The sequence below is a fragment of the Faecalibacillus sp. TM498 genome (assembly GCF_020589955.1).
In the GTDB taxonomy this organism is placed as follows: Bacteria; Bacillota_I; Bacilli_A; order Erysipelotrichales; family Coprobacillaceae; genus Faecalibacillus; species Faecalibacillus intestinalis.
In genome coordinates, this window is sequence record NZ_JAJDKB010000016.1 from 15117 (window position 1) to 30718 (window position 15602).

The 15602-nt window shown below is 28.0% G+C and carries 16 protein-coding genes and 1 pseudogene; 1 reads left to right on the forward strand and 16 read right to left on the reverse strand.

The genetic code is table 11. The annotated features are described in order from the left end of the window. Nucleotides 1–47: 47 nt before the first annotated feature. Entirely contained in the window at nucleotides 48–1520 is a 1473-nt protein-coding gene (locus tag LJD32_RS06740; protein ID WP_227392003.1) for a glycoside hydrolase family 1 protein, read from the reverse strand. Nucleotides 1521–1662: 142 nt separating this feature from the next. On the opposite strand from LJD32_RS06740, the gene LJD32_RS06745 reads away from it, so the two are divergent. Beyond that, nucleotides 1663–2412, forward strand: a complete 750-nt coding sequence (locus tag LJD32_RS06745; RefSeq protein WP_227392004.1) for a MurR/RpiR family transcriptional regulator — start codon at nucleotides 1663–1665, stop codon at nucleotides 2410–2412. Nucleotides 2413–2422: 10 nt separating this feature from the next. Here LJD32_RS06745 and LJD32_RS06750 read toward each other — a convergent pair whose 3' ends face one another. From LJD32_RS06750 to LJD32_RS06825, 15 genes and pseudogenes are all read right to left on the reverse strand, one after another. After that, nucleotides 2423–3172: an arginase family protein gene (locus tag LJD32_RS06750; RefSeq protein WP_227392005.1), complete on the reverse strand. Its 750-nt coding sequence runs from the start codon at nucleotides 3170–3172 to the stop codon at nucleotides 2423–2425. A gap of 57 nt (nucleotides 3173–3229) precedes the next feature. Beyond that, complete coding sequence (locus LJD32_RS06755; RefSeq protein ID WP_227392006.1) at nucleotides 3230–3514, reverse strand: HAD family hydrolase; 285 nt, start codon at nucleotides 3512–3514, stop codon at nucleotides 3230–3232. Nucleotides 3515–3601: 87 nt separating this feature from the next. Beyond that, the gene (locus tag LJD32_RS06760) at nucleotides 3602–4465 is read right to left on the reverse strand and encodes a LysR family transcriptional regulator (protein ID WP_147579983.1); all 864 of its coding nucleotides are present in this window, start codon (nucleotides 4463–4465) and stop codon (nucleotides 3602–3604) included. Nucleotides 4466–4483: 18 nt separating this feature from the next. After that, complete coding sequence (locus LJD32_RS06765; RefSeq protein WP_147579982.1) at nucleotides 4484–5371, reverse strand: DMT family transporter; 888 nt, start codon at nucleotides 5369–5371, stop codon at nucleotides 4484–4486. A gap of 95 nt (nucleotides 5372–5466) precedes the next feature. Next, nucleotides 5467–6930, reverse strand: a complete 1464-nt coding sequence (locus tag LJD32_RS06770; RefSeq protein WP_227392007.1) for a diguanylate cyclase domain-containing protein — start codon at nucleotides 6928–6930, stop codon at nucleotides 5467–5469. A gap of 346 nt (nucleotides 6931–7276) precedes the next feature. Next, on the reverse strand, nucleotides 7277–8521 hold the full coding sequence (locus LJD32_RS06775) for a diguanylate cyclase (protein WP_227392008.1): 1245 nt from the start codon (nucleotides 8519–8521) through the stop codon (nucleotides 7277–7279). A 124-nt stretch (nucleotides 8522–8645) separates the two neighbouring features. Beyond that, nucleotides 8646–9164, reverse strand: coding sequence for a response regulator (locus LJD32_RS06780; protein WP_264472080.1), 519 nt, complete (start codon nucleotides 9162–9164; stop codon nucleotides 8646–8648). Continuing rightward, nucleotides 9148–9735: a TetR/AcrR family transcriptional regulator gene (locus LJD32_RS06785; protein ID WP_227392009.1), complete on the reverse strand. Its 588-nt coding sequence runs from the start codon at nucleotides 9733–9735 to the stop codon at nucleotides 9148–9150. Before LJD32_RS06785 ends, LJD32_RS06780 begins: the two co-directional genes overlap by 17 nt. Nucleotides 9736–10074: 339 nt before the next feature. Continuing rightward, nucleotides 10075–11223: a tyrosine-type recombinase/integrase gene (locus tag LJD32_RS06790; protein ID WP_227392010.1), complete on the reverse strand. Its 1149-nt coding sequence runs from the start codon at nucleotides 11221–11223 to the stop codon at nucleotides 10075–10077. A 10-nt stretch (nucleotides 11224–11233) separates the two neighbouring features. Beyond that, the gene (locus LJD32_RS06795) at nucleotides 11234–11428 is read right to left on the reverse strand and encodes an excisionase (protein ID WP_009300576.1); all 195 of its coding nucleotides are present in this window, start codon (nucleotides 11426–11428) and stop codon (nucleotides 11234–11236) included. A gap of 615 nt (nucleotides 11429–12043) precedes the next feature. Further along, on the reverse strand, nucleotides 12044–12949 hold the full coding sequence (locus LJD32_RS06800) for an SDR family oxidoreductase (protein ID WP_147579973.1): 906 nt from the start codon (nucleotides 12947–12949) through the stop codon (nucleotides 12044–12046). 54 nt (nucleotides 12950–13003) lie between these two features. Continuing rightward, nucleotides 13004–13540: a TetR/AcrR family transcriptional regulator gene (locus LJD32_RS06805; RefSeq protein ID WP_227392011.1), complete on the reverse strand. Its 537-nt coding sequence runs from the start codon at nucleotides 13538–13540 to the stop codon at nucleotides 13004–13006. Nucleotides 13541–13613: 73 nt separating this feature from the next. Next, nucleotides 13614–14591 (reverse strand): immunoglobulin-like domain-containing protein, encoded by a 978-nt coding sequence (locus LJD32_RS06810; protein WP_227392012.1) that lies wholly within the window; start codon nucleotides 14589–14591, stop codon nucleotides 13614–13616. Nucleotides 14592–14594: 3 nt separating this feature from the next. Then, nucleotides 14595–14744 (reverse strand): hypothetical protein, encoded by a 150-nt coding sequence (locus LJD32_RS06815; protein WP_227392013.1) that lies wholly within the window; start codon nucleotides 14742–14744, stop codon nucleotides 14595–14597. Between the two features lie 16 nt (nucleotides 14745–14760). Then, nucleotides 14761–15366: pseudogene (locus LJD32_RS06825) on the reverse strand (FAD-dependent oxidoreductase). Nucleotides 15367–15602: the final 236 nt, after the last annotated feature.

Sequence of the window (15602 nt, forward strand, 5' to 3'; positions counted from 1 at the left end):
AGGAATTATAAAGAAGTGTCAATAATGAAAAGAACTCTAGCTGATTGCTAGAGCTTTTCATCAAGGGCTTCCCCATTTGTTTCAATAATATGTTTCATCCAATTAAATGATTTTTTCTTTGTACGTTTTAAAGTTCCATTTCCTTTATCATCCATATCAACATAAATAAATCCATAACGTTTTTTCATTTCTCCAGTTGATAAAGAAACAAGATCAATTGGTGCCCACATCGTATATCCTAAACATCCAACACCATCTTCATTAATCGCATCAGCCATAGCTGATAAATGTTTTTGTAAGTAATCAATACGATAATCATCTTCAACATATCCATTTTCATCTGCTTGATCAATAGCTCCCATACCATTTTCTACGATAAAAATTGGTTTTTGAATACGATCATAAATTTCATTCATACAATGTCTAAGCCCAAGTGGATCAACAGGCCATCCCCAAGGTGTATTTTCTAAATAAGGATTTGAAGAACCTCCAACATTAAACCATGGATCATCTTTTTTTACTGTATTTGAACGATAATAAGAAAATGAAACAAAGTCTAATTGTCCTTCTTTTAAAATTTCTTTATCTTCTTCTGTGATTTCTAATGAATCAAAGCCATGATGTTTCCACACACTTTTAGCATAAGGATGATAATAACCTCTTGCCATCGTATCAATAAAATACCAGTTTTCTCTTCTTGCTTGAAGACGTTTAAACATATCTTCTGGTTTACACGTTGCTGGATAAAGTTCACTCATTGCATACATTGTTCCAAACATGCTACCTGGCATCATTTGATGTCCTAAAATAACAGCTTTAGCACTAGCAACAAACATATGATGATCTGCTTGATATCTCACTTTTCCATCACTTTCTTTTGTTCCGCATGGCCCAAATCCTCTAACAGCATTGATTTCATTAAATGTCAACCAATATTTACAACGTTTTCCATATCTTTCAAAGAGTGTTTTACAATATTTTACATAACAATCAATAACAAAACGATTTGACCATCCACCATATTTTAAAGCTAAGTGCATTGGCATTTCATCATGACAAATAGTAATAAGTGGTTCCATATGATGTTTTTCAAGTTCCGAAATAACTTCATCATAAAATTTTAATCCTTCTTCATTAGGTGTTTCTTCGTCTCCCAAAGGATAAATACGACTCCAACAAATACTAAAACGGAAAACATTAAATCCCATTTCTGCCATTAAAGCAATATCTTCTTTATAATGATGATAAAAATCAACCGCTTGATGACTTGGATAATATTCATCATCTAAAAAAACTGGCTTCGCTTCATTAGGAACAGGATCAGCATAGAAAAATGAACTTCTTGGTTTTAAAATTGTTCCATCAGGCATTTGAAATGTATGATGTCTTGGATTTTCCATTGATCCATCTGTTTCAAAGTCATGTGATAAAAGTCCTCTTCCTCCTTCATTGAATCCTCCTTCATATTGGAAATCAGCAGTTGCGCCACCCCATAAAAATCCTTCTGGTAATTGTTTCATAATAGTCTCCTTGTAACTTTTTACATTTTGTTTTGATAATTTTTACAAATAAATCATAATCTTATTATTTTCTTTTGTCAATAGTTACATATTATTTTGACAATTTTATCATTTTTATATAAAATAAACATGAGGTGAGACTATGAATTTAATGGAAACCATCCACTTACATAAAAATGATTTTTCTAAAACAGAACGTAAAGTTTACGATTATATTGTTCAAAACCCTACAGCTATTGAAACAGCGACGATTACTAAAATTGCTGAACTATGTCAAGTTTCAACTTCTGGAATTTTAAGATTTTGTCAAGTTTTAGGTTATAAAGGTTATAAAGATTTTCGTTTTGACATGCTTCATTATTTGCATCAAGAACATGTTGAAGTAAATTCTGAAAATCTATTTGATGAATTAACATCTAAATATTTATCAGTCATTCGTCAATTCAATAACATTGATCAAAATAAGCTCAACCAACTTATTAAACAAATAAAAAATACCAAAAACATCTATATCATTGGTGTTCATTATTCATCTTTACCAGCAAAGCATTTAGTTTTAGGATTACAAGATTTAGGTATTAATACTTATTTTGCTTATGATTATATGCAAGCAAGTCATCTTTATAATACAATTCATGAAGATGACCTTTTGATTTATTTTTCTATTGAAGGTAATCAAAATAATGTTTCTCGTTTTTTTGACCTTACAAACGCCTCTAAAAATACGTATATGATTACTTTAAATCCAAAGCCTAAATTATTAATTGAAAATACACTTATTCTTCCAGGATATACTTTATCAAAACAATCAATTGTTGATTTACAATCGATTGTTGTAATCTTTGTAGAATTACTTTTAAATATGTTTCATAATACTTTAAAAGAGGATTAAGAATTTTTACTTAATCCTCTTCTTTTTTTAAAAAGGAAAGTATTTTTTCATTAAAAGCATCATCTTCTTTAATTTCATTTAATTGTCCTACTTCATTAGCACATTCTCCACAAATATCAATTCCAATTGTTTGACTGTTTTTAAATAAATAAGCGAGTAATATTTTAAATTCCATGAGTTGCATAGAACCTTGATCCCAATCTGTTTGAATAACATTTTGACTCAAAACATCTTTATCAATTGAAATATATAAAGGATATTGACGTAATAAATCATCAACTTTTTTCCACACTTCTCTATTTTCTAAATCATCATCTGTTAAATAGAGAACCTTATCTTGACGTTTAATCAATGAAACCTGTTTTTCATCAATACCTATTAAAATCACTTTTTTTAAATATTTATTATTTTCTAAACTATTTAAAATCCAAGATCCACAGCTTAAAATATCATCAAACATCGGTTGCATCATATCACTATGATGATCAAAAACAACTAAAATAAAATCATGTTTCATTTTTTCTATCCAAAACTCACTAACATAGTGAAAATTACCAGAATCTATAAAATGTATACCTTCAGGAGATAGATTACTTATTTTAGCTTCTATTGTTCTTCTTGCTTCTTGACTACAATAACCATAAACACCTTGTAATTCATGTAAATCAAGCCATCTAATATTTTTATGTTTATAAAACTTTTCATTTTCATAAATTCCTGTAAAATCCATGACCGTCATGTTATTTTGTTTTTTAAACATCTTAACCACTTCCTTTGTTTTTATCCTAGCATAAAAAAAGTAACTTCCGTTACTCTTTTAATAAATATTTTTCAAAATATCTTCATCAAAACTTTTTTGATATAAGGCTTTCTTTTCTTTTAAATCATAAACAAGTGCGCCTGAGATACAATTTAAATAACGAACACCTGGTAAAATATCATAAAATTCTTCAAGCTCTGCAGGGTTTCTTCCTGTATTTAAAATCACAATTTTATTATGCGCAACTGCTCTAGCAATTGCTTCTTGGGTTTTCTTTGAAATTTGTTTATTAGAATTTAATAATGTTCCATCTATATCAAAAGCTATTAGTTTATATTCCATACGACTTTCTCTACTACAAATGATAGTGTATCATTTTTAATCAATTAAAAAAAATCTCTTTCCATTTTAGAAAAAAGACTTGTTTTTCTACAATACATCACAATTTACATGCTCAATAAATTCAAGAAATGCTTTTGATTTTTGCGTATTCTTTAAATAAGCCATATAAAATGTTTGTTTTTCATCTATATCTTTAATTTTTATTTTTTTGATTGGCAACAAATCATAAACTGCCATATCAGGAACAATCGCTACCCCTAAATCATGACCTACAAAACCACCAACGACTTCATCTTCCTCTAATTCCATTGATATATGAGGATGTATTTTTGCCTTTTCTAAAAGATGATCGATCATTGGACGAATTCCACTATTTTTAGTAAAAGTAATAAAAGGTAGATCTTCTATTTGTTTTAAATCAATTTCATCATTTTTAGCAAGTGGATGATTAAGACTGACGATTACATAAAACTCTTGTGTTATAACAGGTTTAAAAAATATATCTTGATCATCTACATAGGAACAAAAAACAATATCTAAATCATTTTTCTTTAAATCATGAATAAGATCATAAGAAAAACCACTATGGCATTGAAAGGTCACATTTTCATTTTGAAAAGAAGAAATCAGTTGGGGAATATAGCTCATCCCTAGTCTTCTTACAAAACCAATATTTAAAGTTTCTTTTCCTTTTGAAATTTGTTTAATATTTTCTATAGAATCATCTAAACGATTAAGAATTGGCTCGATTTCTTTTAAAAAAAGTTTTCCATACTTTGTTAGAACAACATTTCTTCCCTTTTTTTCAAACAACGCAACATCTAGTTCATCTTCCAATAAATGAATGGCATGCGTTAAACTCGGTTGAGTAATATGTAATTTTAAAGCTGCCTTTGTATAATGTTCTTCTTGTGCTAATGTTGTAAAATAACGTAATTGATATAAATTCATGTGTATCACCTAATATGATTATACTAGGACTTCTTTTTCTTTTCGAGTACGTTTTTTAAATAATAAGCTAATTAAAACACCAACGATAATAAAAGCTGATCCCAATACAAATGAAGTTGTCAAAACCTCATGAAAAACAACAACTCCTAAAAATGAAGAAGTTAATGTTTGAATTGGATAAAAAGCACTACAAGTATTAGCAGGCAATAATGATAAACTTTTATTCCATAAAATATTCGTAAATGCCGTACAAACAACTCCCATATAAACAAGTCCTAAAACAGCACCTAAATCTACTTGAATAAGAGGATGTGTCATTTGTACTTCTAAAAATGACACGGGGATATTACAAATTGTTGCAATCAACATGGATACTTTTGTAAGTGTTAATGCACTATATTTATTAGAAATCTTTCTTGAAATAACAGACATAAAAGCCCAACCAATAACTGCAATAAAAGAAATAAGAACTCCTAAAAACTGAATATTAGCTCCTGTACCTATAATCATATAAACCCCAGCCAACGATAATACAATACCAACAATTTTATTCATTTCTAATTTTTCATTTAAAATAATCATTGCCATCACACTAATAATCACTGGATTTAATGAATTAATAAGTGAAGCCATTGATCCACCGGCAATCTTAGTTCCTAAAAGTTGACAATCAACAGAAATAAAATAACCAATAAATCCCATAATAAAGAAATATTTATAATCACTTTTTTCTATTTTTTCTTTTTCACTTTTTAACGAGATTAAACTTAGTGCTATAAAAGCAATTAAATAGCGAAACATTGCTACTGTAAACGTAGGAATCTTTCCTAAAACAAATTGGCTGACAACATATAAACTTCCCCATAACATAAATGTTGTCAATAAATATACATAAGATTTTTTCATTTTCTTCTCTCCCTTAGTTCTACAGTATACATTTCTATTTATATAAATAAAAATAGATAAAAATTATCAATTTGATAGTTTTTATCTATAATTTATTATTTTGTATAACATGTATAACCATTTCTACCTTGATTCTTTGTTTGATACAAAGCCTGATCAGCTAAATTATACAAGCCTTTAAATGTTGTTCCATGTTCAGGATAAAAGGCAATCCCAATACTACAAGAAATTGTTCCTTTAAAATTGTCAATTTCAATATTTCTTATCTTTTGACATATTTCTTGGGCTTTATTTATCGCATTTCCATGCTCTTGAATATCTTTAACAAAAACAATAAATTCATCGCCACCTGCACGCCCTACAATATCCTCTATTGTAAAAGACTCTTTTAAAATTGAGCCAAAGTTTTTTAAAACTTCATCACCAATAACATGGCCATTTAAATCATTTACTGTTTTAAAATTATCAACATCGATCATAAAAAGTGCCCCTAATTGTTGAGAAGAGTCATTTTTTAAATATGTACTAATTTCATTTTGCAATGTTTCCTTATTTTTTATACCTGTTAATGCATCGATACGTGTAAATTCTAATAATCTTTTTTGATGTTTATTGTTTACTTTATAAATTGTAAATAACAAAATCACTAACGCAAAAACAAATAAAGCAAAAAGTAAATATTCAGCATAAATGATAAATGTATAAGATTCCTGTGCTACATCTACATCAATGTTATAACACATGATCCAATCATTGATTTTTAATGGATAATAAGCCATATAAGATGTTTTATTATTATGATTTAAAGTCATATAACCTTTTTCTTGTTTAATAAATTTTTGTTTTAAACTTTGAAGATCATCCGGAGATAAAACATTGTATTCAGCAAAATAACTATAAATACTTTCAGAAGCTAAAAAATCTTTATTTTTAACAGCATTATCATAAGTAATCAACTGCCCTTCTTTAGAAACAAGAAAGGCCGATCCTTTTCCATCATAAATACCTCTAAAAACAATTTTATTTAGATCCCCGATATCATAGCTACCACCTATAACTCCTACAATTTCTTTTTGTTGATCATAAATAGGTACCGCTATAATAACACGTGTCTTCCCTGCAATAACACTTTCAAGTGGAGCACTTAAGACTCTATTTCCCTTTAGTGCTTCTTGAAAATATTCACGATGACTTACATTCTTTACGGCACCATTATCATAATGACTTTCTCCATTTTTATCAATAATTCCAACATTTTCTAATTTTGTATATTCTTTAATGGAATGAATTAAATTTATATTATCTTCGCAAAATAAATCTTGCTGACTTATATGATTACCAATACCTTCAAGATATCGATATTGAATATCTATATACTGTTTTAAACTTTCAGTTTGTTTTTCTGTCTTAACAACCACTTTATTAACAGATTCATTTTCTATATCTTTTTTTATATAAAAGAAAAACGAAATAGAACAAATCATTATAAAAACAATAAAAATCATTATTGCTTTTAAATATTCTTTAAAAGAAAGTTTATAAATTGCTTTTCTTTTCATATCGTCACCAACTTCCTTTAAAATATTTTACCATATTTAAACAAAGATTTTAATAAAAAAAATTATAGCATCGCTATAATTCAATTAATTGAAAAACTTGAGGATTTCTTGAGCTACAAATAACTCAGGAAATCAACTTTTGGCTTTTTCTGTTGGTTATCAACTTTTTTAACTATTCTATTATTTTCACAAATGTTATATCATCTTCTTAAAATCAAAATAATTTACAGAAAAAAGGATAAACCTCAAAGCTTGACCACTGTGATGTTTATCCAGTCCATAAAAACATTATGATAAAAATCAAATATATTTTCCAAATTCAATACGATAAAATCATTAATAACGTTTAGTTCTTTTCTACTTGTTTTTTTAATAAATCCATTAATCTTTTTTGTTTAGCGTAGAGTTTAATTATATTATAAACACGTCGATAAACAATTCGATAATCAAAAGGTCTTTTAATGTAATCAGATGCTCCCATCACAAAACCTTTATTAATGATATTTGCTGAATCTTCACTTGAAATTAAAATAACAGGTATATCATCTAACCATTTTTCTTGTTCCATCCATTGTAAAACATCAAAGCCATCAATTTCAGGCATAATAATATCTAATAAAATCAAAGAAATTCCCGAACCATATTGTTTAATATAGTCAATACATTCTTGCCCATTTGTAGCTTCCAATAAATAAAAATCATCTTTTAATACTTCATAAAGAATTGCACGATTTAACTCAGAATCATCAACAATAAGAATTGTTTGTTTAGTATCATTTCTATCAGAATAATACTGATGATCTAATTCTGTAAATATACAATTCTTTTTTCTTTTAGCATGGTATAATAAATGATCTGCCAAAGAAACTGCTTCTTCAATTGTCCCTGTTTGATACATTGTAATCCCTGCACTCATAGAAAATTGAACACTTTCATACCCTTTGATTGTTGCATGATGAATATTTTTTAAAATATTTTGCATAATTAAATAAAGATCTTCTTTTTCAATATTTGGCAAATAAATAATGAATTCATCTCCACCATAGCGAATAAGTTTGTCTTGATTTCTAAGTGAATTCTTAATATGTTCAACAATCATTTTAAGAACCCTATCTCCGAAATCATGACTAAATGTATCATTATAAATCTTAAAATCATCCACATCGAGCATAACAATTCCTGCAGGAGTTGTTTGATGTTTTATTTTTTCTTCATAAAAACGTCTATTATAAGCACCTGTTAATACATCTAAATAAAAATCATCGTGTTTACCCAAATACTTTAAAATAAGACTGCTATTATCTTGTCGCGATAGCTCTAGTTGTTCGTCTAAACAACAAATAATTTCCATTACATATTCTTTTTGATCTACAACATAGTATTTAGAAATGACATGATAAAGTTTATCTTTGCAATATTCTAATTTTGTACAATCTTTTTTTAAACGAAATGCTTCTATTGTATTGCTTAAAAAATTAGAGTTCATTTGATTTAAATCTGTTTTTTCAAAAAGATGTACATTTGGATATAGTTCTTGATAACAAGCCATTTTATATAAAAGTTCTTTCATTGTTATTTTACTATTTTGCATGTTTTTCTCCTCGATATGGTTTTATTTTAAAAAAAGAAGCAGAAAAATTCAATGAATATATCTAAAAAAGAGAAGAATATGTGATTTTAGATAAATAACACCCTTTTTCTTTTTATTGAAAATATTATTTTAAAACAGAAATAATAACTTCCTCAACCTTTTTTACATCAATTAGTTTAGCAATATGATCATTCATTCCTTTTGAAATTGCCATTTTTCTATCTTCTTCAAAAGCATTAGCAGTTAAAGCAACAATTGGAATATGAGCCTTTCCTTCATCAGATAATTCTCTGATTGTTTCCGTTGCTTTATAACCATCCATATGAGGCATTTGAACATCCATTAAAATCAAATCATAGTTTTTAGCAGGCATTTGTTCCATTTTAGCCACACATTGAATCCCATCTTCAACACGTTCAACTATTAATCCCATATCTTCTAAAATCATTATCGCTATTTCTGCATTCAAATCATTATCTTCAGCCAATAAAACGTGTTTCCCTTGTAAAATTTGTTGTTCATCAACTAAAGACATATCTGTCTTTGTCAAAAATAAATTATTATCAGCAACCTTATGTTGTAAAATCAGGGTAAATTTCGTTCCCTTACCTAGTTCTGTTTCAACCTCAATACTTCCATTCATTACATCTACAAGCTTTTTGACAATAGACATTCCTAGTCCAGTTCCTGCAACTTTTCCTATCTAATTGATAATCAATCAAAGAATGTATTGTCATTGTAAAAGAGATAGCTGCCTGATCAATGTCTTTTACAAATATTTTTTGATGAACTTGTAATGCATAAAAAAGATTTTTTGTTTCTAAAAGCATTTTTTCTGTTTCCTCACACATAATTTGGGCAGCCATACAATTTGTAGCACGTGTTGAATAAATGATTTTATAAAATGAAAACATTTCACTTTGTGTACTCATCTTACAATAATTATGAACCGCTAATTTTAAAACTTCTTCTAGACTTTTATCTTTGACAAGTTTTCCATAATCAAGATCCGTTATTTTTAGTTTTTCTTTTGCTTGTGTTCTTAAATAATCATACATTGCCTTTGCAATTTCATCCTTCGAACGGAAATGATTATACAATGATGGTTTCTTTATCCCTAATTGTGTCGCTATTTGTGACATTGAAACATTGTCTATTCCATTTTTAGACGCTAACATAAATGTCGCCTGAATAATTTCTTCTTTCCTCTCCATATCCATTCACTTCCTTATGTTAGTTATATTGCTACCTATCGTTAGTTTAATCAATAAAAATTTAACAATTTCCAAGCTTTAATCATTATTTCATGACATTCTTATAAAGATTTTATTTGTCACCAAAAAAAATACATATATTCACAAAAAAGTAGAGACACTTTTTCAAAAAACTTGATTTTCAAGGTTTTTGAGACGTATCTCTACTTAAACATTTGTAATATTTTATTTAACGACAATGTTTACAAGAATGTGGTGAATCATCAAAAAAACACCCATAAAACCAATGTTTTTTAAGATTAAATTTTCTCAATACCAACTCAATGCCAGCAAAAACAGTTAAATTCTATTCAATAAAGACGTATCTTCTTTGAATTTTTCTGGACTATTGTGTACATAAGAAAGTGTCATTCTAATTGTTCCATGTCCTAACAATGAGCTTACTGTATTTGGTGACATACCTGCCTCCAAACATCTTGTTGCAAAAGTATGTCTGAATATGTGTGGAGATAATCTTGGACATTCAAACTCATACCCTGATTTTAAAGTTTTATTTATTGAATAATTAAGAGTACTATTAAATCCAGATCGGCAATATGCATCACCATAAACTGTAACAAATACTAATTGATCACTTATGGCACTCTTACCTCTATATGTTTTTCCTAATTGTTTTTCTCTTTTTTTTATAACTCTATTTAATATTTCAAATGTTACATCATTAATTGGAATTATCCTTTTCTTTTTATTTTTAGTTTGTGTAAAAGTATATTCACGTTCTTCATTCCTTTTGTAAGATAATTGATGACTAATTTCAATATACCTTTCTTCTAGATTTACCTCATCAAAAGATAAACCTAATAATTCACTAATTCTAAGTCCAGTATTTAACATCATTAAAACCATATCCCTGACTTGTTGAGAACTTATATGCTTTAAAAGCATTTTTTCATCCTTTCTAGACATTGATTCAGTACTTTTCCTTTTAGGCTTTTTTATGTGTACACTTTTGACTGGATTTTTTACAATTAAATCATTTTCATAAGCCAACTCCAACATTTGTTTTAATATCGATAATAAATTTCTAGATGCACTAACTGAATTTTCTTTTGCTTCATTAACCATTAATTGAATATCAATATTTCTTAGATCACGTAAATCAATATTCCCCCTATCTTTTAATAGAATATATTTATTAAATGTCGCATCCAAATGTTCTATATATTGAGGTGTAACTTCATTCGGTATTTTAAAATTTTTTATCCAAAAGTTGTACCATTCTTTTAAGGTATAAGATCCACAAGCAACACTTCTGTTTTCATAATCTTCAACTTTAGCCTTTTCAAACTTTCTTCTTAATAAACTTAAGTTTGTGTCGCAAAAAAAGATACGTTTTCCTTCTCTATTAGTAAAACGAGCTACATATACTCCATCTTTTCTTTGACTTATGCCTAGTCCTAATTCTTTATTCCTTAAATCTTTTCCCATAACATTTCACCTAACAATCAAAAACATTATGATTAAGTAACCACTTTTCCATGGTTGGTCTTTTGATCATTCTTCTATTTCCATTAAAAATACATAAATTGGTATGTTTATTAGTAAGTCTCCTTAATGTATTAATTCCAATACCAAAATAATTTGCTGCTTCCTTTAATGTTAGTAGTATTTTTTCATCTTTATTGTTATCCATATTAATTTCCTCCTTCGCTTAAATCATAAGAAAAAATTCAAGAAATTAGTAATGTACAAAATTGCGATATTTCAAAAAATGTTGAACGAATTATTTGAAATATTCAACTATACAAATTATAAATATCAATCTCTGTATAACCTTTTTTATCAGAGCACTTGTTTAATAATAAACAGGTTTCAATTTGTTTTATCCTGTACGATTTCTATATTTGCGACGCTTTTAACGCTCGAATTAAGGCTAATCGTGAGTATCATTATTTTCGATTTAATAATCAGGTATGTATTGATATTTCCTTTATTCAATTTTCAAGGTTCTCTCTAGGGTTATTTCAATCCCTTCACTATACTGATAAAACTCTTAAATTTCGTGCATCATTTTTACTAATTTTCTAATACTTTTTTAATGCTTCAATTTATAGTAATTTTCATACCCAAATCTTCTTGTAAAGACAGTTCTCATGTTTTAAATTATTTTGCTATAGAATTTTTCCATATATAAGTCTAACAAAAAAAAGAACAATGCTTCAGTTGTACTGTCTCATTATTCTTTTTCTATTTATTTGCTAGATTTTTCTTTATTATCCTACTATATTTTTAAAACAATCTCTCAAAATTATTTATTTTCTGTTGTTTTTTGTGACGCTTCTTGAGCTGAACCCATTGATGTACCACATAATCCCATATGTGTCCAGGATGATGTTAAACCATAATCGATATAAAGTTTTTGTCCAGATATGTATGAACAAAGTTTACTCCCCAATGCAACTAAAGGATAGCCTTGATCCTTAGGTTCAGCAGCAAAACCATTCCAACTTGATAAGAAAATTTGTTCAATAGCTTTTGCACCTGCTTCAGCATTACCGTTACCAGTTGATTTATTAAAATCATCTGTCAATCCTGTTGTAGTATCACCAGGACATATTGCATTAATTCTAATGTATCTTCCAATAAATTGTTTATCCATACATTTTGCATTAACATATGATAATAAACATTGTTTTGCAAAAGTATAATCTAAAGCATTATTATCTTTCGCAATAAATAACTCTTCATGGTTTTTATACCATTCCATTGATTCATCCCATGTTTTTTGATTAATTAAATCTAAACAGTTTTGATAGTTTCTTTCCCATCCAAAACCACCAACAGATGAAATATAAGTAATACTTCCATAATCAGAAATTTTTGGTAAAAGTAATTCCGTCATATACTTTTGCCCTAAGAAATTAACTTTTGAAACTAAATATTCTCTACCAGGAAAATGAGAAATACCTTGACATGAATAAAAAGCAACAATGTCATTTGGCAATTGATCAACTAATTTTTCGATTTCTTCTTTTTCTCCTAAATTAGCTTGAAATGCTTTTTTGACAGGTAAATCAATAGGATTTAAATCAGCAGCATAAACATTAGCGCCTAATTCAATCAGCAATTCACAAGCAGCTTTTCCCATACCACTTGCCGCACCAGTAATAACTACATTCTTTCCTTCAAAACCAAATAATTCTTTAATTTCCATAATAAATTCCTCCTAAACTTATTATAGACCGAACGGTCGGTTTATTCAAGTGAATTATATCACAAGTGCTTTTTCGATGAATCTTTTTATCTTTAGAGCATAGTCAAGATCTATTTTCCCATTAATAAAAATCCGATTATAATTGCTAACAAAAGTATTTGTTATAAACATACAAATGAATATAGGATCTAAATCAACCATTCTATTATTTTTTTGTTCATTTTTTATATAGTTAATCGTATCTTCGTGTATTTCTTGTGCTAATTTTTTTGAATCATCTGATATATACTTAGAATATTCAAATTGATTAAAAAATTTTAATTCTTCAATATGATTACGTTGAAATTCTAATAATTCTATTAATTCATCATTACTTGCCCCAAACAAAAAAGGATTGTTTGTTTTTGAAAAAGCTATTTTACTTTTTACAAATACCTGATTAAAAAGATCTTCTTTATTTTCAAAATAATGAAAAATTGTGGATTTAGCTATACCTGATTTTTTTGCAACATCATTTATTGATGTACCTACATATCCATTTTCATTAAATATTTCCAATGCATTTTTTAAAATAACATCTTTTTTATTCATACTTATCACCAGGAAAGATTATACTATATATACACTATTTCTAGCTAGTTCTTATTTTTTAATCTTTTATATTTCAATCAAAAACAACCTTATATCCAACGACTCCGCCATTTTCTTGATACGGCTCTATATAGCAACTTAAATTAATATTGCTACTACTCAAAACTTGATTCATGTAGTTGTTTGCTGCTTGACTGCAAGAAGATAAATCATAGTTGTAATCTCTTATATAAAATATCTTAGGTTCAACATTTATTGCTTTAGGTGTTTCTACTTTGTTTGATTTATTATTCTGTTCCTGATTCTTTATAACTGCTGAATCTTCTTTATTTCCAACAGCAGTATTATCTTCGTTTTGAGATACTGTTCTAATGTGAACTATTAAAGTAGATATGGCAACATTGCCTTGTTGATCTTCTAACTGATATTCAACTTCATAATCACCATCTTTATTAGAATCAACAGAATTATTTATTACAACATTATCAGCTGATAACTGATCATAATTATCCTCTACTTTTTTAATATAATCTTTTGGATTAAACTGTTCTCCATTATTAAGAGTAATTTCACTTTGTATCAATTCAATTGTTGGTTTTATATTATCAACAACACTAACTATAAGTGCTTTTTCTTTTGTTTTAATACCATTCGTAACTGAATAAACAAATTTATAATCTTTTACTTTTTTCAATTTTTCATTCAATGGTATTGTCAATTGCTGAGATTTATCATAATACTTTACGTAGTCCATAAAATGAATATCTTCACCGTATTCAACAGTTACTCTATCAGTTGTTAATTCTAGAGGAACAGGTTCAATGTATTTATCAATTGTATCTTTGTTCATTAAATAAACGACACTTACAATAAAAGCAAATACCATTATAAAAATAGTTAAAGAGATTCTTTGAGTACGTTTCTTTTTTATCTCCTCTTTTGCATCTTCAAAAACACTCTGCTGATCCATTAGGCTGTATCGAATCTTCTCCATAGATTCTGCACTAATTTCAGGATCACATAAAGTATCTGGGGTTAAGCCATATTCCATTGCTTATGAGATTTCTCGCATCTGCTCCCAATTAAACTTAGGATCTTTCATTTTAGAAATATCAAGTCCTTTTTCATCAGCTAAACGGAGCTGTGCCTTTTGTCTTGAATCGTATGCATATGTTTCAAATAATTTATCTAATGTTTTTGACATCTAAACCATCTTTTCTTCAACTACACGACTGCTTGTTTTTGCAATCAGTTTCAATATCAGTTATAATAGCTGGTTTCATTTCTAAAATAGTGACATCATGATTTGTTTGTGCAATGAATTCAGCAGTTTCTCCACCTACTTCTCCACCACCACAAACAACAACTGGTTCTTGGTTGACATCTATTTTACCATAAAGAACATCTTAAGCAGTTACAACGTTTTCTGAATTGATTCCTTCAATTGGTGGCGTTAATGGTACTGAACCAGTTGCTACAACAATCGTATCTGGTCTAGCTTCTTTAATTGTATCTTCAGATACTTCTTGACCCATTTTAAATGTGACACCTAATACTTCACATTGTTTTCTATAAGCAGAAATTACAGTAGAAAGTTCTCCTTTCCCCATTGGATAAGCAGCACTTCTAAATACTCCACCAAAATGTGTATCTTTATCATAAACCGTTACATTATGACCTCTTTGAGCTGCAATACGAGCTGCCAGCAATCCACCTGGATCAGCACCAATAATCATAATATTTTTTGTATTATCAGCTTTTGATAAATCATGTTCAAATTCTCTTGTACATCTAGGATTTACTAAACAAGTGAAGTTGCCCTTCATCGCTTCTCCAAAACATCCTTGTAAACAGCATACACAATGATTGGTTTCTTCCAATTTGCCTTCTTTTGCTTTTTTAGGGAAATTTTGCAAAAAAGATACATTTTACACATATAATCGGAACAAAAAAGATGAACGTTTACAAATTTGCAAAATTACGACATAATTTATGTCTTTAGATAGATTAAATACTCATAGAATTGTATAATAGTACTAGGGAATAGGTTCATGATGAAACC